Below are 26,419 nucleotides of genomic sequence, written 5' to 3'. Positions count from 1 at the left end.
TAAAAGCTGTGGCAGATCAATTCAGAACTATTGCAAATCCTATGCATGTTTAATCCGGAATAATACTGAATCGTTTGCATAATTTTTTCAAACTATTCCTGAATAATGGCTAACTTATATGCCATGTCACGCATTTACCTCTTCCTTTGCCTACTACTCCCGTGCCTCACTTACGCGCAGGATACACCAATTGTTATGCATCTCTGGCCCAATGGTGCACCCGGTTATGAAAACCGGAAAAACGAGCCAGAAATAGCCAAAGATTACTATGTAAAGAATATCCATAACCCCAGCATCACCGTCTACCTCCCTCCAAAGGAAAAAGCAACAGGTGCTGCAGTGGTCATTGCCCAGGTGGTGGCTTCCGGTTATTGGTTTATAATTCTGAAGGCGTCAATCCTGCGAAATACCTGAATGATTTAGGCATTACTGCCATTATTCTCAAATACCGGTTATTCAGGGAGGATTCTACCTATTCATTAGAAAAAGAAGTGAGACAGGACGCTTACCGCGCCATGCGGTTAGTGCGTAGTCATGCGAAAGAATGGGGTATTGACACTAATCGTGTCGGTATGTGGGGTTTTAGCTCAGGTGGGGAAGTTGTGACACAGGTAGCTTATGCGCCAGGATATGGTGATCAAAAAGCCAAAGATCCTGTGGACAGACTAAATGGGAAACCGGATTTTCAGATCTTAGTTTATCCCGGTCCACTGGGTATTCCGCAATCCGTACCAAAGGATGCGCCGAAGGCTTTTTTGGTAGTAGCGAATAACGACGCTTGCTGTTCTGCACCAATAGTGACCTTATTAAGCGCCTACAGGGACGCCAGGGTCCCTGTAGAAGCGCATATTTTCGCCAATGGAGATCATGCCTTTAATATGGGTTACAAAACCGATCTGCTCTCCTTAAAGGCATGGCCATCCCTGTTGACGAACTGGATGATCGATAGTCATATCATACCTGCTTCGGGCTCAAAACAGCCTCAGTAGACTGATCATCAAAGATGACTGATCATTACACCTGCTCTGGCCTCAACCAGCCTCAGTAGACCAAATCATCAATTACACCTGATCTACCAACTGCTCATGCCTCATAACCAACGCAGTAGACTGATGATTGCATCTAATATCGCCTCACAACAGCCTCAGTAGACCCAATCATCAATCACACCTGATCTACCAACTGCTCATGCCTCACTACCACCGCAGTAGACTGATGATTGCATCTACTATCGCCTCACAACAGCCTCAGTAGACCAAATCATCAATTACACCTGATCTACCAACTGCTCATGCCTCACTACCACCGCAGTAGACTGATCATCAAAAGTGAGCAATGCAAAATGCCGGTCATTCCTCGTTATATTATCCATCAGCTGACTGGATTTTATTGGGCGCTGATACACCTCTTCCCCACCGGTCAGTACCGCAGGTAACAATACCGGCGATTTCCGCTCAGGGTCGAAGAGCCGGGCGATTTCCGCCCTTACAGCCGGATCATTTTCATCTTCTATATGCTCAATCCTATCTGCAATGCCTTCTATAAAATCCACATCATAACGGCGTTTACCCTTGGTGTAGATACAATAATATGTTTCTGAATGATCTGTACTGAAAGGAATAGGCGCATACTTCGGTGTTTTTTTGATCGTTACATTCTGCATAACAGCCGCCATGATGAATGAGCAAACTGCCACCCCTATACCCAGGTACATTACCGGTAAATAAGAAGGATGCTGTTGCGCCATTGCATAGCTGTAGTAAGTGCCAAAAAGAGAAAATACAAACAACACAGCAGGCACAGCCACCCACATATTAATTCCACTCTTTTTCATAACTATTGTATTTAAGGTGATACAATGATTTTTATATAACAGACAAGGCTGGTCAATTGTTGCGCTAATTGCTAACGATGCACCTGCTCCTCCACATCAGATAGATCATGGGTAATATCAAGGTGCTCAAGATCACGATCCGCAGGTGTATGCAGACACCTACCCGCTGCATCAAACCTCGCCCCGTGACAAGGACAATCCCATGACTTCTCTGCTGTATTCCAGCCCACCTCACACTTCATGTGGGTACATACCGGGTTCACGGCATGCAACATACCTGCTTCATCTTTGTACAACGCCACACGATGCCCATCATAATTCACCACCCGCGCCTCTCCTGGTGCCAGTTCGGCCAGTTCGGTGAGCTTGTGTGCAGGGAAGAGCTTTCCAAAGAAGAGTTTTACAACATCCGCATTGTGCGTAACGAAGTTGGTAAAACCTGCAACTGGTTTGATGCGGTTCGGATTAAACAGCTTTTCCGTAGCACGATGTTTTCCCAGAATGATATTCCTGATCACCATCGCCGCTACCCCACTGTACACCATTCCATTACCACCAAAGCCTGTAGCCACATATACATTATCCGGCTGCCCCGGCATGTTGCCGATATAAGGCAATCCATCTGCAGGTTCATAATACTGGGAAGACCATTTATAGTCTACAGACTTTACTTTGAAATGCTCACGCACAAACGCTTCCAGGTTACGGAAACATTGCTCCGTGTTTTCATGATGGCCTGTCTGATGATCTTCTCCACCGGCGATCAGGTATTTCTTACCATCTATGACCTGTGTTCTGAAGTAGTGATAAGGCTCCTGCATATCATAAATCAATGCATCCGGATAGCTATTGTCTGAGAGTCTTACAGCCAGCGCATAGCTACGATAGGGTATACAACGCAGGTGGACAAGATTTATACCCGGTGGTATATGTGTTGCATACACGATATTCATTCCTGTAAATTCACCGAGGGTTGTGTCTACTTTGATATGCCTGGTATTATGAATTTCAATCACCCTGCAATCCTGCACGATCACTCCACCTGCATGCTCAAATGCACGGGCAAGGCCATAGATGTAAGCTAACGGGTTAAATTTGGCCTGGTTGGTAAATTTATAGGCTTTGGTAAAATGAAAACTGACAGGCAGATGATCCTGCAGGGTAATGTTAATGCACTCTTCGCGGGCAGCTTTCGCAATAATATCAAGTGCTTCAGTCTGCTTTTCATCCTGCGCAAATAAATACGCATCTGTATAATCAAAGCCACAGTCTATACTGAAGCGCTCGATGTTTTGCTGTATCAGACTTATGGCAGCCCCAACGGATTCCCTGACCAGCCCGGCGTCTTCTTTGCTGAAATTCGTTGAGATCTGATCGTACGAAGTATCCAGTACTGTATTCAGATGAGCAGTCGTACCTCCTGTGGTACCAAAGCCAATGTTATTTGCTTCCAGCAACAAACAGCGCTTACCTGCTTCCTGCAATAAAAGAGCGGTTGTAAGTCCGGTGATACCACCGCCGACTATGACCACATCATACGTCGCGTTATGATCAGCCATCATTGTTGGTTGAAAGGGTTCAATGTTACCCTGCCATAAACTAATAGTGGATGCATCTCTTTGTATCATAGCTTCCAGATTTGATTCCTGTAACAAGTACCATAATTTATGCCGGATACTAATTCCGCCTTGCGTAAATGATTTTCCCGATATGATTACCACCATGCTCTACTATATATGAACTTTGCGCCGCCTTGCATGGAAAGGACAATGCAAGGCAAACTACTATAAACAAATACTTGTATTAATCATGTTTAAGCGTCGATTGGGAATGTTGATTCTGGGAATGCTCCTTATGGTGACCTCTTTCCATATTTCATTTGCACAAAACAAAAACCAGGGTACTATCAAAGGAAAAGTAACCACCTCTGATGGCAAACCGGCAGAATTCGTGAACATAACTATCAAGGGTACCTCAAAAGGTGCGACTGTCGGCAAAGACGGACGTTATTCAATATCCGGTATCAATGCGGGTAACTACACACTGGTAGCCAGTTTTATTGGGCTGAACACACAGATGAAAGAAGTGACTGTGCCCACAGGCAATACCGTGGAAGTTGACTTTGAACTGAAGGAAAACAACCAGCAGCTGAATGAGGTCATCATTTCTACCAACAAATCACAAAGTGGTAAAATCGAAAGTGACGATGTTGCCAAGATGAGTCTTAAGAACCTGGAAAATCCACAGGTATACAGCGTTGTATCCAGCGAGTTAATGAAGGATCAGATGACCGTGAGCGTTGCCGGTGCACTGGCAAATGTACCTGGTGCTGTCGTGACGACTGACCCTGCAGGTGGTACCAGCATCACCCTGCGTGGTTTTACGGCAGAACCGGCAGCACGCAATGGTGTACAGTTCATTGCAGCAGGGCGTACTTCGGTAGACCCTGTAAACGTAGAACGCTTCGAAGTGCTGAAAGGCCCTTCTGCTACCCTGTTTGGTAACGTGGTGTCGTCTTATGGTGGTGCCGTAAATATGGTCACTAAGAAACCATTTGACATTGCGAAATCTGAGATCAGCTATACCTCCGGCAGCTGGGGTCTGAGCCGCCTGACTGCTGATGTAAACGCGCCGCTGAATAAAGAAAAGACTGCATTGCTCCGTGTGAATGCTGCCGTAAATAAACAGCAAAGCTTCCAGGAGACGGGTCATAAGAATACTTATACTGTTGCGCCCAGTCTGACTTACAAGGCAAGCGACAAACTGACCCTGAACATGGATGTGGAAGCATATCGTGAGGAACTGACAAAGACACCTTACCTTCAGTTCGATGTGCTGGGTGTAAAGAATGTAAAGGATATTCCTTTAGGATATAAGGAGACCCTGTATGGCGATGGTATTGATGCTACAGCCAATACTTTCCGTACTTACTTCCAGGCGACTTACAGGATCAATGACCACTGGACTTCTACCACCAACGTATCTATGAACAATGAGAAAGTATTGAAGAGCTACCAGTTCTATCCTACTTTCCTGGATGCAACGCACATTGAAAGAGGCATTGCTTTGTACGGTCCGATCACCACCGTTACGACCGATTTCCAGCATAATCTGAAAGGTGATTTCTATACTGGTTCTATCAGACACCGTGTACTCTGGGGTGTAGATTATTACCATTATAAGTCTGACTTCTCTTATGCATTTGGTACCATTGATACCATCGATATTACCAACTACAGCAAAGCGAGTCTGGCACAGGCAGAAAAAGCTATACAGGCAGGATCTGCGGGTGTGTATAACAGCGAAACTGAGACCATTGCGACCTATGGTTCTGACCTGATCAACATTACTGAAAACCTGATGGCAATGCTGAGTCTTCGTGTAGACAGGTATACGCTGAAAGGTACTGATGGGTATAAGCAGACTTCCCTTACACCGAAATTTGGATTGATCTATCAGGTAGTGAAAGACAAGGTTTCATTGTTTGGTAACTATATGAGTGGTTTTACCAATAATGGTCCTTACTTACAACCAGATGGAGCAGTGCTGACACTGAAGCCTGAATATGCTTATCAGTGGGAAGGTGGTGTGAAAGTAAGCACGCTGGATAATAAGCTGATTGGTACGGTTAGTTATTATGATATTCGTATCAGGGATGCAGTACGTTATGATGGTAGCAGTTATGCTTACCAGGATGGGAATCAGCAGAGCAGTGGTATGGAGTTTGATCTGACGGCCAGTCCACTGAAAGGATTGAGCATTACAGCTGGTTATGTGTATAATGAGAACAAGTACATCAAGGCGACTTCGAATGAAGGGATGCAGGTGACTGGTAATCCAAGGAATGTGGCGAACTTCTGGGCGAGTTATAAGTTCCAGCCGGGTACAGCGCTGAATCATTTTGGGTTGGGCTTTGGTGGCAATTATGCGGATCAGAGTTTTTATGATTCAGATAATACGATTATTATTCCTTCTTATGTGTTGGTGAATGCTTCCCTTTTTTATGAGACAGCACAGTGGAGATTTGGGATAGCAGCGAATAATATTGGAAATAAGAAATACTGGGCGCATTCATTTACGGCAAATCCACAGCCGCTGCGGCAGTTGCTGGCGAATGCAACGTTTAGGTTTTAATTAAAAAAAGGGGGATGTAACGTAAGTAACAGGAAGGCCATGAGAATTGTATGTACAAAAATTCCCGCCATCAGGTACCCGAATAAAACATTCATGAAAGCGGGAATTCACCAGCAGGCATGAAACCCATTTTCAAAGTAAAAGGGTGCGTCTCGAAGTTTTGAGACGCACCCTTTTTTAATAACGCCCTGCGGCCAGCCAGAGAATATGTACTATTAATGCATCTTTTGGACTGCCCTCTCTACCCATCGAATACGATCAGATCTTTCACAATGATCAGTTCACAACCAGCTTGTAAGCTGTCATGTATACATAAATTATGTCTTTTTACTAAGGGAACCAGCATGGTCAGATTTGGGTTATAAATAGATACAGGTGCTTTTTCCTCCCGGATATTAAATATTAAGGAAATATAATAATTTATTTATTTTTACAAAAAATGTACGAATGCTTATTTTGCATGGAGCTATTTCAACCAATTTTCCATTCAAACCCCAAATATAGCTTGCCAAAGCTGTAGCTAAAACCAAAAAACCGAGACATGTCCATCACGCCACTAAAAAAGGTCTTTGCTGATACTACCGGCAAGACGAATCATTATGATGAGTACAAAATAGATCGCACTGACAGCCCTATTGTTATGAATTTATTTCCCGGTATCACCGGACAATCTGCTGTATCCGATGTGATCATTGATTCCACCAAACAAGGGAGTAATATTCAGGGGGCCATTATCAATTTCACAATTGGTACCGGCAATTCCCTCGTGAACAAGTTCCTGGAAGTATATACCATCATTACTGACGTATCTACTGTTACGAACCTGACCAGCCTTGACTTCTCACTCACCGGTGGCACTGCGCCTTACCGGTACAAAATGGAAAGAACAGTGCAGGAACAGGGTGATTCTGCCGCTTACAAAATCACTATTTTCTTCACTGACTTCTCTTAACTCCTCCTTCATGAAACGAATTTTATTTATTGTCGCCATACTGGCCATATTATGCGTGGACGTAAAGGCCCAGCTGAATATTGACACGACCATCACGCTGGATGTATTGAAATCGCCGGTATCGCCGGCTTTTAACATGTTGGGTATCTCTACCAGTGCGATTGAACGGCCTTCGGACCTGAATAGTTTCAGACTTTCAGTGCAGAATGCAACCAACAACCTCACGGCCATTCCCAATAGCTATGCTTTCGAAATCGCGCCATTTCTATGGGGGGCAAAGAAGTATACCCTGAAAGATTTTGACAGCACCAAACATGCCTTTCTGCAATCATTTACCATCTCTGCGGGCTTTACGCATATGGGGCCGGAGGGACAGGAAGATGTGGATAGTCTGAAGACAACGAAGGTCGCTATCGGGATCAAATTTGCCATTATCAGACCAAGATGGTCCGCGAATACCCGAAAGGCGTATCTGGACCTGATTAAGGCCCAGGAAGACCTGCTAAAGGCATATGAGCTGCCCAATATGTATACTGATTCTCTGGAAATCCTTAAAAATTTAAGAGCAGCGCTGGGTGCCAATACCTCCCTACCGAATAATATTAAGCAGGACAGCAGTGCCAGACTGAGAAGTGACCTGCAGCGCATGCACAACCTCGTGGATTCCATACAGCAGGAAGGTCTCCCCTCTTCCGAACCCTTTCAGCGGGCCAAGGCCATCGCTGCGGCTTTCCCTACGGAGCGAAAAGGGGTATTCCTGGATTTCACCACCGGTATGGTGGCCGACTTCCCCGATAATCGCTTCGACAATAGCCTGATCAACAAAGCAGGAGCATGGCTCACAGGTGGTTATGAAAACGGGAACAAAGGCATTACCTCCATGTTTATCGTACGTTACCTGTATCACCCTGAAGTGATCTTTGCGGATCCTGACGGCAAGATCAGTGCAGATCATGCTTCTACATTCGATGTGGGCGCACGTTTTCTGCTCAGTACATTGAACGATAAATTTACACTGAGCGGGGAAGGATTGTACCGCAGTGTGATTGGCAACACCGTACTGGATCCCTCATGGAGACTGGTGTTGAGCACAGAATACGAAATCGCGAAGAACAGAAAAGTGACCTTCTCATTTGGCAGGAACTTTGACGGGGCGATCAGTAAGGGTGGTAATTTAATCGCAGCGATCAATTTCATAGCAGGATTTGGCGGTGAAAGGAAGGTAAAATAAGGTTGTTTTTTAAATAATTTTGTATATTGCAAACAGAGAGACAACGTTCAGGTATTACGATTCCACGATTAATATTCTATTGAAAACATCCATTGATAGTATACACCATAATCAGCACTATTAATGACGAATATCACCATTCCACGACTTTATTTCTTTTACCTTTAAACTGATTTAAAAATTAAACGCTATGAAAAAAAATGTCGGTACAGTTGATGGATTGATCCGCGTAATTCTAGCCATCATCACCATCTTCCTGTTTTACAACAAGATACTTACAGACAGCCTTTTCATGATCATAGCAGTGATTCTTCTGCTGACCAGCCTAACCGGCTTTTGCCCTTTGTACTCGCTACTGGGGCTTAAAACAAAACATGAGGCTCCTAAAGAGCCTGCGCGAGGTTAATGTACTTGTCATAACAACAATACCGAAGCTGCTATCTTCATAGATGGCAGCTTCTACTTTTTGGGGGATAATGGTTAATTGCCTGCAGCAGGCTAAAAAAAACATTGCTTTTTGGGGAGAGAAAAAATTATTTCCTATCTTGCTTTTAAATCATAGGGACATGTAATATATGTTTGAGAATTGTTAGCACCCAATTTTCCCATTAATTTTCTGATTATCATGAAAACTATCCTGACCTGGCTCATCATAGGCGTTGCCGTGGGTTATTTCGTATATACGAGGGTTTTACCTTTATTTTCATTTCAAAAGAAGAGAAAACCTTTTACCCCCATACACCGTGATGAGAACAGCACCCTTACAAACAGCCAGTACAAGAAAATAGCACTGGGGGCCATCTACAGCGAGATGACACATGCATATATCAATACCCTGGCTACAGGATTGGATAGATCGTATGTAAACAGTACCCTGCTGCATAGCTACTGGAAACTAAAAACCGCCAGCGAAGCCAGGGCAAAACTGGTCTACCTGCGGGATAAGGGATTTCGCTATTATCTGCCGGCAATATTCAGGGCATTGATGGCGAAAACGGCGGAGGAACAGGAAGATGTTATAGATCAAAGTTTTCAGGAAGAAGATGATAAGGGGAAAGCGTATTCCCAACTACATAACCTGATAGATACTATGCCTGAATTGCTGCAGGACGGTATCCTACATGATGAACAGGATATTTTGAAATACGGTATGATCGGCTGGGATTGTGGCCGGCTCGTCTTCCTCACAAGACTCTGCCTCGAAGCCCGCATTATCAACGAATCAGAAGCCTGGGCCTACATTGACGCAGCCAGTGAACTGGCCCACATCACCTATACAGATTGGGAATCCTATGCTAAAAGTTATATCCTCGGCCGTGCCATGTGGGGTGGTATTCACTCCGGCAACCGGGATGTAGCTGCAATTGCCAGATATTTATTGGAGAAGGACGAAAGTCCATGGCTCCAACTGCCCTGGTAAAAAAGAAACAAGATGAAAAAGACATTCAGATTTTACAAAACCGACAAAGGCAGCTGGTATATAGACCTGCCGGAATGGACAGACGGTATTGAAGCCCTGCAAATGGTAGAAGGCGCCGACACTATGCTCGACACTGTAAGCAATCAATCCGATGAAGTTTACCTGGAACTGAGCGACGAACCTTTTGAAGGTGCAGACGTACTCCACCTCACAGAGAATCTCCAGGACAGTATCACTGGCGGTATCTATATGATGCCTTTCTACAAGGGTACTGAAATCAATCACCCCATGTGGTTATGTGGTGTGACAGAGTTTGTATTTAAGGGATTGCCTCCGCTGATCTATGTGGGGTATCCTGTCTGACAGACCTTGAATAATATGTAAATAACGCGACGCATACGGCACCGGCAATGCTCTGCATTGTCACCGTATGCTTAGCTCCCAACTGATGCACGATCGTGCCTGTGAGCAAATTCCCGATAGGCAACATCCCCTGAAACGCCATCACATAATAACTGATCACCCGGCTGCGCATATGATCCTCTACATGCGTCTGCACATAAGTATTCTTGGCGGGAGTAATGCGCCATACCATCCCCCCTCCTGCCAGCGCCACAAAAAACAACGCTACCGGCAATGAAGTACTCAACGAGAAACAACACACACTACATGAAAAAGTAAGTCCTGCAATGCCACTACCTGCGATTGGCGGGAGTAATGCGCCATACCATCCACGATACGGCGAGGCGTTGCATCCAGGTAGCAATATTGTCAGGTAAAATATAAGCGATAGTTCCGGTACTTGAGCGAACGAAAAATTCCAGCAGACTCCATGATTTTAACAATGTTGAATTATTCGAAAAGATCCTGCCGCAAGTTTTTATAAATGGTAATGACCGTCATCATATAAACCATCCATCATCATAGGCTACCTGCCCCCTAAAAGATAGTTTTGTATCAAATAAACGCCATATGAGAAACGCCGTCAAACTCTTCCGCATTAAGGGTATCCCGGTGGGGGTACACTGGATCTTTTTGCTGGTCAGCTGCTGGATACTATTTATCCCGATCATTTCACGAGGCGACTCACAGAGTATAGGATGGACTGCCCTGGGCATACTGTCTATTTTCGCTTGTGTCATGCTACATGAACTGGCCCACGTCATGGCGAGTATACATGCAGGCATCCCTGTCAAAAATATCCGTCTGCTGCCTACCGGTGGCATGCCTACAATTGCAATGCAACCTGAAAAAACAGGTCAGCTGTTACTGATCACCTTTGCTGGTCCTGCTGTAAATCTGTTCATCGCCCTGCTGCTGCTGCCTTTCCTGGATGATTATACACCATTCTGGGATACACATCAGCTGGTATTCAATATCACACCTAACAACTACCTGGTATTCTTACATAATATCAACGTAATGCTCGTGGTGTTTAACCTGCTTCCCGCCTTTCCGATGGATATGGAAAGACTCCTTTCTCCACAGGCGTCCCTGATGGGGACCCGCATACTGGGTGTGCTGTTTTTTGTGGGTGGCACCGTGCTGCTGAACCGCTGGCTGGTCTTCTTCGGACTGTACCTGTTACTGATGGGCGCTACTGAAAAGAGACTGGTGCTGAAACCACGTTTAAAAAATGTGTGTCTGGGGGATATTGTGAATACGGACTTCAAAACTGTGAATGCTTCCTTTACTATGGAAGAAGCCAATGCTTATCTGCTGGGGGACCATCACCGCTCTTATGTGGTACTGAACAACCAGTCTCCGATTGGGATCATTGATAGTCAGGTCATCCACTTTAGCCAGGCGCCTGGCTATTACAGACGGAAAGTCTATACCATGATGGACAAAGGCGCGAAACTAATGAACGGTAATATGACCATTTTTGATTGCTGGGATGAGTTGCCGGACGAACACCTGGCACAGGTACCGGTGGTAAAGGATGGTAGGTTGATCGGGGTTGTGAGCAGGGAAACCGTCAAAGAATATTTAACGGATAAAGAGAATGTTGTAAGTTTTGGATAATAAAAAGGAGCGTGTATCAAAAGTAAGATACACGCTCTATTCATTCGGATAGCTGATGGAGCCCGGTTTCCATTTATGCAGTTCTAAGGAGGTTCATTTATTGATGACACCTCCTATTTTTATGCGAATAATACCGTGCGCAAATATTTTGAGCTTTCTGTAATACTCTCGTAAGGATCGATGGAGAAATTCTCCTGTTCTACGATATAATATTTAATACCAGCCGTTTTTGCTTTTGCAAAGATGGCTTTGAAATTAATACTTCCTTTACCAACTTCGGTGTTCAGCTCAGGGTTAGCCTTATCCATATCTTTCACATGTACCATGGTAAAGCGGCCGGGGTATTTGTTGATCCAGGCAATAGGATCCTGGTTGGAACGCACTACCCAGTAAATATCCATTTCGAAATGCACCAGTGCAGGGTTGGTACCCTTCAGCAGTTCCTCGTACAGCATTACGCCTTCCACGGTCTTGAATTCGAAATCGTGGTTATGGTACGCCATTTTCAGACCGTGTTTCTTTGCTTTATCAGCCAGTTTATTCAGTTCGGCAACGATTTTTTTGATGTCAGCAGCGGTTTTGCGCTTCTTTTCATCGATGTAAGCCATGGTCAGGTATTCCTGTCCGAGTATTTTAGCAGCCTCGATGGAAGCGTCCTGATCTTCTTCGGTTTCCAGGGCGTAGTGTCCGCTTGGGCTGGTCAGGCCATGCTTAGTGAGCAGGGCTTTGAATTCCTGGGCGCTGAGCCCCCAGAAGCCATTCTTTTTGCTATAGCCGTAGGTTTCTACTTGTTTGTAGCCGGCGGCAGCTATTTTTGCGATCACGCCTTTTACATCTTTAGGGAGTTCTTCGCGGAGGGAATAGAGCTGCAATCCTGCTTTTGCATTGATCTTACCAGCAGCCAGTAAACGGTTCGACGAGAGTCCAAATGCCAGTCCGGCGCCGAGCAGGCCTGCCTGGGTAAGGAAAGTTCTTCTTGTGGTCATACTTATATTAAGTTTTAATTTGTTTCCGGACAAACAAAATAAGGCGGAAATGTGAATTTTGCAAACAATGGATTGATCCTCGCAAATACTCAATGGTAGTGGATAACAAACTTCATAGTTTTTTAAGTATCTCCTGTGCTTTTTTGTTTTCAGCAGGAAGTCCGATGGTAATGCGGATCCACGTATTGTAAGGTGAAAATAAACGGGCGATCTGAACGCCTTGTTTGTTGTAGGCAGCAGCAACTTTTTCGTATGGCTGGCCGGTATTGAAATAGATAAAGTTGGCCTGAGAGGTAGTGTGTTCCAGATGTAAACTATCGAGTAATTGATTCCACTTATTTCTTTCTACGGCGACAGTTTTATTCAGGTTTGTGATATAGTTTTTGTCGGCTAATGCGGCTTTGGCCGCTACAACAGAGAGTCGGTTCAGGTCATGAACATTTCCAAGCCCTTTTTCTTTCAGGAATTTTGCGATAGCAGGTGAGGCTACACAATAGCCGATCGACAACCCTGCAAGGCCATAGGCTTTTGCAAAGGTGCGGAAAACGATGACGTTATCTCCTTCTTTGATATTATTAACGGCGGTTCTGCCGGCGAAATCGTCGGCGTATTCAAGGTAGGCTTCGTCTACCAAAATAATCGCTTGTTTAGAAGCGGTGTGAAGGAAGTCGTGAAAGGCTTTTTTATCACTTACTGTGCCGGAGGGGTTATGAGGATTGACGAGGAAGATGGCGGTGGTTTGTGGGTTTATGCTGGCGCTGATGGATGCCAGGTCATTTTCTTTTTTATCATTCAGCGGCACGGCTATCACCTTCCCTCCTACACTTTTTGCCGCATCTGTAAAAACAGGATACCCCGGTACAGCATAAATGAATTCTCCGCCTTTTAAGCCCAGATAAACCCCGAGTTGGGCTAATATCTCACCCGGTATAATTTGATCGGTTTCTACGCCCTCTTTTTGGGCAATAGCGGTAATGAGTTCATTTGCGTCAGGCCCCGGATAACGGGAGATGTTGGCAATTTCTTTTTTTATCGCTTCCTGCACGTTAACAGCAGGTGGATATGGGTTTTCATTGAGCGATAACTGTTGCGCCTTTGCGCTCAAAGTGATCAAAAAGAAAATAGTGGGAATATAAAAGCGATACATAACCGACATTTTATTATCCCACTAAAGTACTAGAGTTATTGCAAAAAATCAACTAGCCTTATTTAATAACCGCTTCAGCAGTATAGAAAATACCAGGGCAATCACCAGCAGCACGCTAAAACAATATAATGTTCCATTATAACTGGAACTGGCACTTCTTGCGATTGCTGCGAACAGCGGACCCGCCATACCGGCAGCAGCCCATGCTGTAAGCATATAACCAACGATCGCACCCAGTTCTTTTGTACCAAAAAGATCACTGATATAGGCAGTAGTGGTGGAGAAACCCGCACCATAGCAGGAAACGATCAAAAAGATCATCAGCTGGAATAACAGTGCATTGTGTACCCCTGGCAATACCAGGAATGCCACAATTTCAATACAGAGGAAAGTAATAAAGGTATTAGGTCTTCCCAGGAAGTCAGACGCCGCAGACCAGCCAATACGGCCACCGCCATTGAAGATCCCCATGAACCCAACCATCGCTGCTGCAGCTGCTGTAGTCAACCCGGCAGATTCCTGTGCCATTGGAGAAGCTGCGGAAATGATGGCGATACCACAACTTATATTGAGGAAGAACATGATCCACAGGTACCAGAATTTCTTAGTACGGATGGCTTCCTTCGCTGTGACCCCTGTAATTTCCTTTGTCTTTGCAGGTCCGCCATAACCTTCAGGAGGCGGTGCAATGTAAGAAGACGCAGCCAGGATAACTACAAAGTAGCTACCGCCCATGATAAAGAATGTAGTGGGAATACTGGTATGTCCGATCAGGTATACGATAAGTGGGCTACTGATCAATGCGGCAAAACCAAATCCCATAATCGCCAGACCGGTGGCCAGCCCTTTCTTGTCCGGGAACCATTTTACCAGAGAGGTAATAGGTGTGATATAGCCCAGTCCCAGACCGATACCACCAATAACGCCATAAGACAGGTACAGCCCCCACAGTGAGTGCGCATATACTGCCAATCCTGAACCTGCTATGCCTACACCGAAGAAAAGCGCCGCAAGTCGCCCGGATTTTTTCGGGCCAAGCTTTTCAACATAACTGCCCAGAAAGGCAGCTGACATACCAAGGAAAAAAATAGCCAGGCTGAATGTAAACTGTGTCTCTTTCAGTCCCCATCCCAGTTGTGCTATTAATGGTTTTGTGTACACGCTCCAGGCGTACACAGAGCCAATGGAGAGATGGATCCCAACTGCGGAGGCTGCAATGAGCCACCTGTTCTTAAGTTTGTTCATGGTTGTGATGAATTATGCATATATTTTCAACTGTTCAGCAATCAGTGCTCCCATATTCCGGCACCTGCTAAATCCATCGTGGTGATGGAAAGTGGCCAGTTCCCCGGCCAGCTGGTCTACCTTCTTTTGTGGAGAGATCTGATCGTCTTTCATACAGGCCAGCAGATCATCCAGTCTGTAACGCACCAGGCGGATACGGTTATTGATTAAGCTCCGTTCTTCCTCCTGGTACTGCCGCATGGTCCGGCTGTCCATATGTTTGATACCAAGGCTTACCAGTTGATTGTTATCCTTAAAGAAATGAGGTAGGTAAAATTGTCTTCTGCCTTCATAGGATTGCTGGTCAAAGTCGATAGCACGGATCCGGTATTGGTTTCCTTCTATATCAGGTGTGATATGTACTACATAGTTATAGGCACGCATATCTCCCAGCAGGCGGATAAAACAGCGTTCGTTGAACTTCACGAATTCCTTACAGATCCTGATCTGGTTGAATTTGGAGGTATTCAGGCGGTTTTTAATAAATACATCTCCAGGCAGACCAGAGATGTGTTCTTCTATCAGTGTTTCTCCATCTGTGAGATAGGCGATCCTGTTAGGTGATAATATATGTTCGAGTTCCAGACCATACACACGGGAGGCATCAGATACTTTTACATAGAAGTAATCATAGTTATCGTTCAGCGTATTCATGATGCGCACCCGGAAAGGTTTGGAATTACCAAAGGTGCAGTAGTCGATCTGGGATACCTGTAAGTGCTCGGTAAAAGCAGTATCGCCAGAGGTATTCATAATGGCATAGATGAGGGTGAGCGCGGGGAATAAGGTTTCCATATGCGCAGGATCGTAATAAACGGTTTCCCACAGTGTGTCTTTGCCATCCTTGTCCAGCAGTGGAATGCTTACATGAAAACGGAGCAGGTCACTGTAGTTCACCAATACTTTCAGGTCACGGTTATATTTACGCAGATAATCCATCAGGGGCTGCCTGACGGGATAAACCAGTTTCTTGCGGGATTGAACGTCCATCATACAATTAAGAATAAAAATGTAGCTGGCCGGGTCAGCAGCCAGCTACAGATGTATAGCAGATTAAGCTCCCAGTGGTGCTTTGATCTTCGCATTGGTAGGCTCAACTTTCTGAGCACCTTCATACACCTTGATATAGATCTTCTTCATTTCACTGATCAGTGGGTAGCGGGGGTTAGCCGGTGTACACTGGTCATCAAATGCCTGTTCAGACATAGTATCAAGTGTTGCATAGAATTTGCTTTCTGACACACCGAATTCTTTGATGCTCTTAGGAATACCTACCTGAGCTTTCAGTTTTTCGATGGCTTCACACAGCAGTTCTACTTTTTCCGCATCGTTCTTACCGCCCAGTTGCAGATAGTCCGCGATACGGGCATAGCGCCAGCGTGCATTTGGATATTTGTACTGAGGGAAGGCAGCCTGTTTGCGTGGATTCTCAACCGCATTGAATCGGATCACTTCAGTGATGAGCATACCGTTTGCAACACCGTGAGGCACGTGGTGGGTAGCACCCAGTTTGTGTGCCAGTGAGTGACAGATACCGAGGAAAGCATTGGCGAATGCCATACCAGCAATGGTAGAAGCGTGTGCCATTTTTTCTCTTGCTTTCACATTGGTCTTGCCTTCGTTGTAAGCAGCAGGCAGGTATTTGAAGATGAGGCGGATGGCTTCGAGTGCCAGGCCGTTGGTGAATTCACTGGCCAGCACGGATACATAAGATTCCAGTGCGTGGGTGAGTGCATCGATACCAGAAGCAGATGTCAGGCTCTTAGGCATGTTCATCATCAGTTCGGCATCAACGATTGCCATATCAGGAGTCAGTTCGTAGTCAGCCAGCGGATACTTGATACCCGTATTTTCGTCAGTGATCACCGCGAAAGGAGTCACTTCAGAGCCTGTACCGGCAGAGGTAGGAACTGCGATGAAGCTGGCTTTGATACCCATTTTAGGGAAGTGATAAACGCGTTTGCGGATATCCATGAAACGCATAGCCAGGTCTTCAAATTTTTCTTCAGGATGTTCGTAGAGTACCCACATGATCTTAGCAGCATCCATTGGAGAACCACCACCTAATGCAATAACGGCATCAGGTTGGAAGCTGGCCATTTCTGCAGCACCTTTTCTTGCACAGATAAGTGTTGGATCAGGTTCAACATCGAAGAACACGGTGTGAGCAATACCCAGTTCATCCAGGATCTTGGTTACCTTTTCAGCATAACCCAGGCCATAGAGTACTTTATCAGTTACGAGGAATACTCTTTTCTTGCCTTCGTCTTTCAGTTCTCTGAGGGCAACTGGCAGACAGCCGTATTTGAAATATACTTTTTCAGGTACTTTGAACCAAAGCATGTTTTCTCTTCTTGCAGCTACGCTCTTAATGTTTAGTAAATGCTTAACACCCACGTTTTCGGAGACAGAGTTACCGCCCCATGAACCACAACCCAGGGTGAGGGATGGAGACAGTTTGAAGTTGAAGATATCACCAATTGCACCCTGAGAAGAAGGCATGTTGATGATGGTACGGCCGGTCTTCATGGCAGCGCCGAATCTGTTTACCCTGTCCTGAGAAATGGTAGGATCGGTATACAGCACGGAGGTGTGACCGAAACCACCCAGTTTAACGAGGCGGGTAGCTTTGTTCAGGGCTTCATCGAAGTCTTTCGCTTTGTACATGGCCAGCACGGTAGACAGCTTTTCATGGCTGAATGGTTCGTCCAGTTCAACAGAAGTCACTTCACCGATCAGGATCTTGGTGTCTTCAGGAACGGTGATACCAGCCAGTGCAGCGATCTTTACAGCAGCCTGACCTACGATATTGGCATTCAGCACGCCATTGATCAGGAGCAGTGCACCTACTTTGCTTGTTTCAGCTTTGCTGAGGATGTAAGCACCGCGGTCGATGAATTCTCTTTTTACTTCTTCGTACACTTTTTCAACTACGATCACGCTCTGTTCTGATGCGCAGATCATACCGTTGTCAAAAGTTTTGGAGAGCAGGATGGAATTCACGGCCATCTTAAGGTGTGCAGTTTCGTCGATGATAGCAGGCGTATTACCGGCGCCTACACCGATGGCAGGTTTACCGGAAGAATAAGCGGCTTTGACCATACCGGGACCTCCGGTAGCCAGGATAAGATCAGCTTCAGCCATCAACATCTGGGATGATTCAACGGATGGTTCTTCGATCCAACCGATGATATCTTTTGGCGCTCCGGCTTTAACGGCTGCATCCAGTATGATCCTTGCCGCTGCTATTGTGGAATTTTTAGCTCTTGGGTGTGGTGAGAAAATAATGCCATTGCGGGTCTTGAGTGCAATCAGTGCTTTAAAGATAGCGGTGGAAGTTGGGTTTGTAGTAGGAACTACAGCCGCGATTACACCGATTGGCTCAGCGATTTTGGTGATGCCAAAGGCTTCATCAGTTTCGATGACGCCGCATGTCTTTTCGTCTTTGTACTGATTATAGATATACTCAGATGCAAAATGGTTCTTTATCACTTTATCTTCCACCAGGCCCATGCCGGTCTCTTCCACCGCCATTTTAGCGAGGGAGATACGGGCATTATTAGCCGCTATGGCCGACTGGCGAAAGATCTCATCAACCTGTTCCTGGGTGAAAGTGGAAAACTGGGTTTGAGCCTTCCGTATCCTTTCAATCTTGTCGATTAAATTTTTTGAATTAGGTTCCATGTTAGAGGAGTTGATATTGATAAATAATTCCACTACAAAGGTGGGTAGAAGGGGAATTATAACCGATGACGGGGTTGGCATAAGTCGTTGATACAAATCAGTGACGATGAGCAGGATGACCCTGATCAGAAAAAACAGTTTTTCTACAGAATTATTTTACTATTTTGTAGTCAGACTTATATACCTGATGAGATTTTACGGCCTACAACTGTTAATGCTACTAGTAGCAGCGGAGAGCTCGTATGGACAGACCATAGCTCCTGCTAAAGAAGATACTATTCAACCTGTACTGTCTTTGGCGCATCGAAATGGGCAGTATAAGGTGAATCCCGGACCTATTCTGGCAGCTGCAATCATGATCGGCTATGGTGCCGCCACCTTCCATGTACGACCTTTACATGAACTGGACCTGTCAACCAAACATGAGATCCGCGAGGACAATTCCCGGTTTCATACTACTATTGACAACTATTTACAGTATTCGCCCATATTTGGGGTGTATGCCCTGAATGCCATGGGGATTCATGGGGCGCATAACTTTAAGGAGAGGACGATTATACTGGGAATGTCATCTTTGCTGGTATGTGGTACGGTGACGGGATTAAAAACATTGACCCACAGGGAAAGGCCTGATGGCAGTGCGGCGAACTCCTTTCCTTCCGGGCATACGGCGACGGCGTTTATGAGTGCGGAGTTTATGCGGATGGAGTATAAGGATGTGAGCCCGTGGATAGTGGTGGGGGGCTATATGGCGGCAACAGCAACGGGGGTGTTGAGGATGTATAATAACCGGCACTGGCTGAGTGATGTAGTGGCGGGCGCTGGTGTGGGGATATTGAGTACGCAGGCGGCTTACTGGTTGTATCCGAAGATAGAGAAGGGGTTGTCAGGAAAAGCAAATACCAGCACCATGGTGATGCCTACGTATGATGCTGGTACTAAATCAGCGGGGATCAGTCTTGTGTATATACATTGAAGTAAGCTACGCACATAGCACGAGCAGGACTTAGGCTTTAATGTATATTATTCACTGAATATAAAGGACCCAGTTTTTATGTATCAGTGAGGTAAGCTATTGCTCATAGCACGAGCAGGACTTAGGCTTTAATGTATATTATTCACTGAATATAAAGGACTCAGTTTTTATGTATTCAGTGATGTAGGCTACTGCCTTTGGATAACCACCTGCTGCTTTAAAGGAGTCACTGATCTTTTGCATATTGACTGCGTATGAAGGATCGCGGAGCACCTTTTCGACAGCATCCTGCAGTATAGCAGGTGTGAGTGTGGTATGATCCAGGGAAATGGTAGCGCCCAATGCAGCAGTTCTCCCGGCGAGATCGGGTTGATCTGCGCCGAGAGGAATGGCTACAAAAGGAACATTGTTGAACAGCAGATCACTAATACTATTCATGCCGGCGTGGGTAATGGCTACGTCGGTATGTTGCAGAATGGCCAGCTGTGGGATATAATGACGAACAATAAAATTGTCCGGAATTTTAAATCTGGATAAATCTACATTATAAGCAGCCATGACTACCATAACATCTTTGCCTGCGAATGCATCAAAAAAGATCTGGTAAAGGTCGTGGTTGAAATTACTGAATACGGTGCCGAGAGAAATGTAAATGACTTTCTTGTCTTTTAATAGTTTAAAAGGAAAGTCGGTTTGCTCTTTCCGGTCAAAAACGGGTGGGCCTACAAAACGGTAGTTGTCGCCAGACAATTGATCTTCGGGTACAAAGTAACGGGAAGAATAAACAAGATTTAAACCACCCAGATTAATTAATGTAGCAACAAATTTCTCTGGTAAGTTTACATTGTATTTTGTCTTTATTTCCTCACGCATTACAGCGTATTCCGGTGGTGTAGGAAACGCTTCAGCATTTTCCAGAAAATCGTTCAATCCTAAAAAAATACCTAATGAAGAAATCGTAGGTATATTCAGCAATTGTTTGAATACTTCTGTGAATGGAAATGGGGTGGAATGAATGATGTAATCGAAATTTATATTGTTTGTTTTCTGTAATATATCATCAATAATGTTTGTTGCCGCTCTCATGATCTGAAACATCGGATCTTCTTCCCCTTCAACTTCCGGTTTAAATAAATCCAGGTCTACCAGGTATGGTTGATATATAGCACCGGTGGCTTCAATTTTCTGCCTGAATGTTTCGGTGGCGAAGTAGATAACTTCATTTCCGTTTTTAATCAGCTCGCTGACGAGGCCAATAGTAGGGTTCACGTGGCCGTGAGAAGGAACACTCAGGAATAATACTTTTGACATGTAGTGTTGTTTTGTAAGAATGTAGACGGGGTGGTTGAAAATATATTTTAAAAAATGAGAAAATAAATGCGACAACCTGATCCATTTCAGGCAATTGCCGACCCTGGCAGGAGGGAAATTCTGTTTTTATTATCAAAAGAAAAGCTATCTATGAATGCGCTGGCGGAGAATTTTGATATTAGTAGACCGGCTGTGTCTAAGCATGTGAAGATATTGTATGAGGCGGGTTTGATTATGATTACGGAGCAGGGACGGGAGCGGTATTGTGAGTTGAGTGCGGGCATCTGAAGGCCCCAATCCGAAGGCTGGCATACGAATGTCTGAAAATGAACGCCGGTATCTGAACCCTTACAACGGAACGCCGGGACTTGAACGCCGGGATTTAATTGCTGGCAGCTGAATAGTTGCATTTGAACGCTGGCATGGGAGTGCAGGCAGCTGAAGGCCAGTAGCTGAATGCTGGTAGCTGAATGCTGGCAGCTGAATGTCTGCCCGTTTCGGGCGTCAAATTGCCCTTTTGAACCTGATAATTGCCCTGAACCTGTGATACTATTGTATCTTTAACACGTGAAAAAACATGACGGATACTTTGGCATGCTTATCTCTGCATGCATCGCTATATTAGCAACATTTCCAAAAATGCTCCGGATGGAGCAGTTTTCATGGTGGGCCGTAGTCCATATTTTCCTTCATTCCTTTTTATTTGGATTGATTTGCTGGTTCCTGCATAACTGGTTTATCAGTACAACCCTGCACCGGAAAAAGGAAGATAAAATCATAGTGGCGCTTACATTCGTTGTAATGGTAGCATTATTGATCTATCCTTACAATTACCTGATGTCTTTCCTATACGACGTGTCCGAAGGCTTATTGGAAATTCCACTGGCAAGGAAACAATACATGATGCTTCTGAGAGGAGTGGTAACAAGTGGACTATTTTATTTTATCCAACATCATAAGATGGTGGTGTTTCAGAAACAGGAAAGTCAGCTTGAAATAGAAAAACTGAAACAGGCGCAGTTAGAAGTAAGTTTGAATTCCCTGAAAGAACAGTTAAGCCCTCATTTTCTATTTAATACCCTTAACACCTTAAGCACCCTTACCTCTGAAAAGCATGTCAAGGACTTTGTGAATGAATTGTCTAATATCTACAGGCATGTATTGCAGCATAAGCAAAAGGACACTGTTACACTGACACAGGAACTGAATTTCATTCACTCCTATGTGTACATATTAAAAAGCAGGTTTGAGGATGCGATCAATATTGATATTGACATTGCAGAAGCTGATCAGGGATTGCGCATCCCGGCACTAAGCCTGCAACTGCTCATTGAGAATGCGGTGAAGCATAATATGGCTACCAGTTATAAACCACTTAACATAAAATTATTCAGAGAGGGCGATTACCTAGTGGTGAGCAATAACCTGCAACCTAAGAACAGCGTAAGCTATTCAACAGGGACAGGATTACATAATATCCGTCTACGCTACCAGTTATTGTTTAATAAAGAGATTGTCATAGAAAAGACCACCAGTCAGTTCACCGTAAAACTACCATTAGCAGCATGAATGTACTGATAATAGAAGATGAGCCAAGAGCGGCTAAAGAGCTGAAAAATATGATTCAGCAGATAGATGATACGATTCAGGTGGCTGGGATATTGGAATCGGTAGAGCAGGCGAAGGAATGGTTTGCAAATAATGCCCAGCCAGACCTGATCCTTTCTGATATCCAGCTGGCAGATGGGTTGAGTTTTGAGATTTACAGTCAGGTGCAGGTTACCAGTGCGGTCATCTTTTGTACAGCATTTGATGAATACCTTATGCATGCATTTGAGACGAATGCAGTGAGTTATTTGCTCAAACCTATTACGATTGAGAAGTTGGAAAAGGCATTGGAGAAATATGAAAATATGAAGGCCTCGTTTGCTGCACCATTGCCGAATAATTTGCAAACACTGTTGCAGATGATAAAACCCGCACATAAGACAGCACTGCTGGTGAATGAAAAGGAAAAGATTATACCTGTACAGGTAAAGGATATTGCTTGTATTTATTTGGATAATACAATTTTACAGATCATTACCCTGCAAAATAAAAAATACTTCATTACAGCGACTATGGATGAAACGGAGCGGTTATTAGATCCGTCGATTTTTTATCGGGCGAATAGGCAGTATCTTATTAATAAAGCGGCTATTGCGAATGCAGAGCGGTTTTTTGCAAGAAAATTGGTGGTGAAGTTATTAGTGCCTACAGAGGAACAGATTGTGATTAGTAAGGCGAAAGCAGGGGATTTTTTGCAATGGCTGGAAGGTTAGTTCCTTTGCTGGATAAATATATTGACTGAGAAGAGAGGGTTAGTTGCATTTACCATCATTTCCCGGAAATTTAATTTCCGTTGCATCTCCCCATATCCACTGAATAATCAGGCCCGCCCGCTTTACCTCCTTATCTGCCCGCTTTACCCAGTTAGCCCCCTCCTCCCCCATCTAATTTTGCCAGCTTTGCCTTGTCAAATCAAACAAAGCAACATGAAAACACTGGCTTTTTTCCTTTTACTAATCACCACATCCTTTACGCCAGATACCATCCTTGGTAAATGGACCAATGCCGACAAATCCAAAGAACTGACTTTGGTAAAAAATGGCAATGCATACACAGGCACTTCTGAAGGAAAAGAAATCCTTCAAAACCTCGTCTACTCCAATGGCACCTACACCGGTAAAGTATTCCTCCCCAAACGGAAACAAACCTTCCCCTGCACCATCACCTTACAAGGAGATGACACCATACAAATCACGGTCAAAGCAGGCTTTATGAGCCAGACCAAAATTTGGACACGCATAAAATAACAACTCGCATATGAAAATGATTCTCACCGGTATCCTCTGCTGCTTTTGTGCACTACCGGTGTCTGCACAGCTCAGCTTCTCATCCGTACAGGACATCTGGAAATATGCCGATGCACACAATATCCAGATTACATCGGCCAACGCCAGCGACAAAGAAGCTACCCTGAATGTCAGACAAGCAAAGGGTGCCCTGCTTCCAACAGTCAGCGCCAACGGCAATTATACAGATAATATCAAATTACAATCAACTTTGATACCAGCGCATTTATTTGACCAGACCGCACCAGATGGCACCTTTTACGAAGCCACCTTTGGTAAGCGCTACAACTACAATGCAGCCGCCAATGTACAGCTGGACCTGATCAATACCAAAAACTGGTTTGCCATCAAAACCGCGAAACTGGATAAGGAAATAGCCAACCTCAACATACAAAAAACCAAACGCGATCTGTATGAACAGCTGGCCAATATCTACTACTCCTACCTGCTGGCAAATGAAGCTGAGAAATTATCCTTATCTAACGCTGCCACCATGGATACCGTATTTTCTTCCGTACTGCGAAAGTACAATGATGGATTTGTGAGTGAAGTTACTATGAACAATGCAGCTATCAACAAAGAAAAGGCGGCAAAAAACCTCCTCACTGCTACTCAAAACAAACTGCTTCAACTCAATAATCTCCAGCAACTGTTGAATACAGGTGATAGCATCGATATATCTGAACAAAATGCAACTCCTTATATTCCGCAGCCATTTGGTACTGATCCGGATGTCACCATTGCCTACGAGGAATTATTGAAATCCCAGGCACAGTGGCAATCTTCAAAAGCAGCTTACGTACCCACGCTTTCGGCAGTATATCAGTACAACAGGTTGATCTCCACTGACCACTTCATGCAGTTCAGTAATAGCAATGACCTGCCGAGTCAATACTGGGGATTGCGCTTGTCTGTACCGATCTTTTCCGGAAATAGCCGCCATTACAACGTACAAAAAGCAAAGATTGATATGGAGCTGAAACAACAGCAATACCAATCTGCAGGACTGCAGTCACAATTGACCAATCAGAACATTCTGATTTCTTACAATACCGCATTTAAAGATCTGGAAAAGGCAAAAGGGATCCTGGCTATGTACCGTAGTAATGATAAACATGCTACACAGCTACTGGACGAGGGTACTATTTCTATTGATGATCGCCTGAGGTATTACTCAGATATGATTACCAATCAGCAGGAATACCTGCAAAGTTTGAGCGATTATTTTATTCAATCTTATCGCCTTAAGATTAGGACGGTCAATATCTATTAGATGAATGATCACTTTATTCAATCTTATCACCTTCTGATCAGGATGATAATATTAGCTGAGCGATCACTTTATTCAATCTTATCACCTTCAGATCAGAATGATAATATTAGCTGAGCAATCACTTTATTCAATCTTATCGCCTTTCAGGACTTTAAACATTTACATCATGAAACATATATTCATCATATCATTCGCAGGCATCACACTACTTTCTTCCTGCAAATCAAAAAACAGCGGCACCGCCGCCCCTATCTACGCTCCTATTACCGAAGCTATATTTGCACCCGGTCACATTGAAGCCGGTGGCCAATTTACCCTTACCGCACTCAATGATGGGTATATTACAGACGTACCTGTAATTGAAGGTGACACCGTCACCAATGGACAAACCATCTTCAAACAGGATAATACAACTGCTGCCATTGCTCAAAGATCCGCCACAGAGAACCTCGCTATTGCGCGCCAGAACGCATCCGACAACTCTGCCGTATTAGCACAACTGCAACAACAACTAAACACAGCCACTGAAAAACTGGCAAATGACCTCACACAAAGAGACCGTAATGCCAGATTATACGCTACCCGCAGCATAGCCAAGGTAGATTATGACAATGCTGAACTGGCTTATCAATCCTCCATGCATAGTGTAGAACAGCTCAAACAAAACATCGCTGCGACTAAACTCTCTTTGCAACAAACCCTTATCAATTCCCGCAAAGACCAGGAAACTGCCATGGCAAACACCTCCTATTACAACATCAAATCTCCCGGCAACTATACTGTATATACCCTCCTCAAAAGAAAAGGCGACCTGGTACGTAAAGGTGACGCACTGGCTATTTTAGGCAATGCAGGTGGTATGCTCATCTCTCTTTCTATAGATGAAGGCAGCATTGCCAAAATCAAACCGGGCCAAACTGTACTGACCGAACTCAATACTGAAAAAGGCAAAACCTACACCGGTCATGTAAGTAAGATCTATCCCAGCTTTGACGACCAGTCACAAGCCTATACCATAGAAGCAACTTTTGACACCTTGCCAGCTGGTTTGATGAATGGTACCTTATTACAGTCAAATATCATTGTCGCTCACAAAGACAAAGCCCTGCTGGTGCCTGCTAACTGCGTAAGCCCGGATGGCAGGGCGCTTATCAAACATGGTAAGCAAACAGATACTATCCAGTTAAAAACAGGCATCGTGTCTACCGATTATGTAGAAGTTCTCGGTGGTATCAATGCAGACGATAAACTCATTAAAGCATATTAAC

General features: G+C 44.6%; 25 protein-coding genes. 16 read left to right on the top strand and 9 right to left on the bottom strand.

Annotation, left to right across the window (positions count from 1 at the left end; all coding sequences use genetic code 11):
- Positions 1-105 precede the first annotated feature (105 nt).
- Together BW716_RS38065 and BW716_RS14110 are read left to right on the top strand one after the other, a co-directional pair.
- A complete protein-coding gene (locus BW716_RS38065; protein WP_235643695.1) occupies positions 106-414 on the top strand; it encodes a hypothetical protein in 309 nt (102 codons plus the stop codon).
- Complete coding sequence (locus tag BW716_RS14110; RefSeq protein ID WP_235643693.1) at positions 372-989, top strand: alpha/beta hydrolase; 618 nt, start codon at positions 372-374, stop codon at positions 987-989. Before BW716_RS38065 ends, BW716_RS14110 begins: the two co-directional genes overlap by 43 nt.
- Before the next feature lie 278 nt (positions 990-1,267).
- Here the strand turns inward: BW716_RS14110 and BW716_RS14105 are convergent, their stop codons facing one another.
- Both BW716_RS14105 and BW716_RS14100 read right to left on the bottom strand, forming a co-directional pair.
- Positions 1,268-1,834 (bottom strand): hypothetical protein, encoded by a 567-nt coding sequence (locus BW716_RS14105; protein ID WP_083723210.1) that lies wholly within the window; start codon positions 1,832-1,834, stop codon positions 1,268-1,270.
- Positions 1,835-1,905: 71 nt separating this feature from the next.
- Positions 1,906-3,462 (bottom strand): FAD-dependent oxidoreductase, encoded by a 1,557-nt coding sequence (locus BW716_RS14100; RefSeq protein ID WP_083723241.1) that lies wholly within the window; start codon positions 3,460-3,462, stop codon positions 1,906-1,908.
- 181 nt (positions 3,463-3,643) lie between these two features.
- Between BW716_RS14100 and BW716_RS14095 the strand changes: the two genes are divergently transcribed.
- From BW716_RS14095 to BW716_RS14070, 6 genes are all read left to right on the top strand, one after another.
- Complete coding sequence (locus BW716_RS14095; protein WP_083723209.1) at positions 3,644-5,968, top strand: TonB-dependent receptor; 2,325 nt, start codon at positions 3,644-3,646, stop codon at positions 5,966-5,968.
- Positions 5,969-6,509: 541 nt separating this feature from the next.
- Positions 6,510-6,920 (top strand): hypothetical protein, encoded by a 411-nt coding sequence (locus tag BW716_RS14090; RefSeq protein WP_143708850.1) that lies wholly within the window; start codon positions 6,510-6,512, stop codon positions 6,918-6,920.
- Positions 6,921-6,930: 10 nt separating this feature from the next.
- On the top strand, positions 6,931-8,151 hold the full coding sequence (locus BW716_RS14085) for a hypothetical protein (RefSeq protein ID WP_083723207.1): 1,221 nt from the start codon (positions 6,931-6,933) through the stop codon (positions 8,149-8,151).
- A gap of 190 nt (positions 8,152-8,341) precedes the next feature.
- Positions 8,342-8,557 (top strand): DUF2892 domain-containing protein, encoded by a 216-nt coding sequence (locus BW716_RS14080; protein ID WP_083723206.1) that lies wholly within the window; start codon positions 8,342-8,344, stop codon positions 8,555-8,557.
- A gap of 219 nt (positions 8,558-8,776) precedes the next feature.
- A complete protein-coding gene (locus tag BW716_RS14075; protein WP_083723205.1) occupies positions 8,777-9,571 on the top strand; it encodes a DUF1266 domain-containing protein in 795 nt (264 codons plus the stop codon).
- A gap of 12 nt (positions 9,572-9,583) precedes the next feature.
- On the top strand, positions 9,584-9,934 hold the full coding sequence (locus tag BW716_RS14070) for a DUF6717 family protein (protein ID WP_083723204.1): 351 nt from the start codon (positions 9,584-9,586) through the stop codon (positions 9,932-9,934).
- On the opposite strand, the gene BW716_RS14065 is transcribed toward BW716_RS14070, so the two are convergent.
- On the bottom strand, positions 9,891-10,337 hold the full coding sequence (locus BW716_RS14065) for an MFS transporter (protein ID WP_220388759.1): 447 nt from the start codon (positions 10,335-10,337) through the stop codon (positions 9,891-9,893). The genes BW716_RS14070 and BW716_RS14065 overlap by 44 nt on opposite strands.
- A 206-nt stretch (positions 10,338-10,543) precedes the next feature.
- On the opposite strand from BW716_RS14065, the gene BW716_RS14055 reads away from it, so the two are divergent.
- Positions 10,544-11,596 carry a site-2 protease family protein gene (locus BW716_RS14055; RefSeq protein WP_143708848.1) on the top strand — a complete coding sequence of 351 codons (1,053 nt, stop codon included), beginning with the start codon at positions 10,544-10,546 and terminating at the stop codon, positions 11,594-11,596.
- 119 nt (positions 11,597-11,715) lie between these two features.
- On the opposite strand, the gene BW716_RS14050 is transcribed toward BW716_RS14055, so the two are convergent.
- From BW716_RS14050 to adhE, 5 genes are all read right to left on the bottom strand, one after another.
- Positions 11,716-12,582, bottom strand: a complete 867-nt coding sequence (locus BW716_RS14050; protein ID WP_083723200.1) for a sugar phosphate isomerase/epimerase — start codon at positions 12,580-12,582, stop codon at positions 11,716-11,718.
- Positions 12,583-12,694: 112 nt separating this feature from the next.
- Complete coding sequence (locus tag BW716_RS14045) at positions 12,695-13,729, bottom strand: histidinol-phosphate transaminase (RefSeq protein WP_179091131.1); 1,035 nt, start codon at positions 13,727-13,729, stop codon at positions 12,695-12,697.
- A gap of 48 nt (positions 13,730-13,777) precedes the next feature.
- Entirely contained in the window at positions 13,778-14,974 is a 1,197-nt protein-coding gene (locus BW716_RS14040) for an OFA family MFS transporter (RefSeq protein WP_083723198.1), read from the bottom strand.
- Positions 14,975-14,986: 12 nt separating this feature from the next.
- On the bottom strand, positions 14,987-16,006 hold the full coding sequence (locus tag BW716_RS14035; RefSeq protein WP_235643691.1) for a hypothetical protein: 1,020 nt from the start codon (positions 16,004-16,006) through the stop codon (positions 14,987-14,989).
- Positions 16,007-16,066: 60 nt separating this feature from the next.
- Positions 16,067-18,697: a bifunctional acetaldehyde-CoA/alcohol dehydrogenase gene (adhE, locus tag BW716_RS14030; protein ID WP_083723196.1), complete on the bottom strand. Its 2,631-nt coding sequence runs from the start codon at positions 18,695-18,697 to the stop codon at positions 16,067-16,069.
- Between the two features lie 214 nt (positions 18,698-18,911).
- On the opposite strand from adhE, the gene BW716_RS14025 reads away from it, so the two are divergent.
- Positions 18,912-19,673: a phosphatase PAP2 family protein gene (locus BW716_RS14025; protein ID WP_083723240.1), complete on the top strand. Its 762-nt coding sequence runs from the start codon at positions 18,912-18,914 to the stop codon at positions 19,671-19,673.
- A 138-nt stretch (positions 19,674-19,811) separates the two neighbouring features.
- Here the strand turns inward: BW716_RS14025 and BW716_RS14020 are convergent, their stop codons facing one another.
- Complete coding sequence (locus BW716_RS14020) at positions 19,812-20,984, bottom strand: macrolide family glycosyltransferase (RefSeq protein WP_083723195.1); 1,173 nt, start codon at positions 20,982-20,984, stop codon at positions 19,812-19,814.
- 66 nt (positions 20,985-21,050) lie between these two features.
- Here BW716_RS14020 and BW716_RS14015 point away from each other — a divergent pair, with 66 nt between their 5' ends.
- From BW716_RS14015 to BW716_RS13990, 6 genes are all read left to right on the top strand, one after another.
- Positions 21,051-21,272, top strand: a complete 222-nt coding sequence (locus BW716_RS14015) for a helix-turn-helix transcriptional regulator (protein WP_083723194.1) — start codon at positions 21,051-21,053, stop codon at positions 21,270-21,272.
- 279 nt (positions 21,273-21,551) lie between these two features.
- On the top strand, positions 21,552-22,553 hold the full coding sequence (locus BW716_RS14010) for a sensor histidine kinase (RefSeq protein ID WP_083723193.1): 1,002 nt from the start codon (positions 21,552-21,554) through the stop codon (positions 22,551-22,553).
- Entirely contained in the window at positions 22,550-23,305 is a 756-nt protein-coding gene (locus BW716_RS14005; RefSeq protein WP_083723192.1) for a LytTR family DNA-binding domain-containing protein, read from the top strand. Before BW716_RS14010 ends, BW716_RS14005 begins: the two co-directional genes overlap by 4 nt.
- Positions 23,306-23,518: 213 nt before the next feature.
- Positions 23,519-23,839 (top strand): DUF2147 domain-containing protein, encoded by a 321-nt coding sequence (locus tag BW716_RS14000; protein ID WP_083723191.1) that lies wholly within the window; start codon positions 23,519-23,521, stop codon positions 23,837-23,839.
- A 10-nt stretch (positions 23,840-23,849) separates the two neighbouring features.
- Positions 23,850-25,151 carry a TolC family protein gene (locus BW716_RS13995; protein ID WP_083723190.1) on the top strand — a complete coding sequence of 434 codons (1,302 nt, stop codon included), beginning with the start codon at positions 23,850-23,852 and terminating at the stop codon, positions 25,149-25,151.
- 166 nt (positions 25,152-25,317) lie between these two features.
- Positions 25,318-26,418, top strand: a complete 1,101-nt coding sequence (locus BW716_RS13990; RefSeq protein ID WP_179091129.1) for an efflux RND transporter periplasmic adaptor subunit — start codon at positions 25,318-25,320, stop codon at positions 26,416-26,418.
- The last annotated feature ends 1 nt before the right edge of the window (position 26,419 follow it).

It is taken from the genome of [Flexibacter] sp. ATCC 35208 (genome assembly GCF_001975825.1).
Lineage (GTDB): Bacteria > Bacteroidota > Bacteroidia > Chitinophagales > Chitinophagaceae > Chitinophaga.
This window is presented reverse-complemented; position numbering and strand designations above follow the sequence as displayed.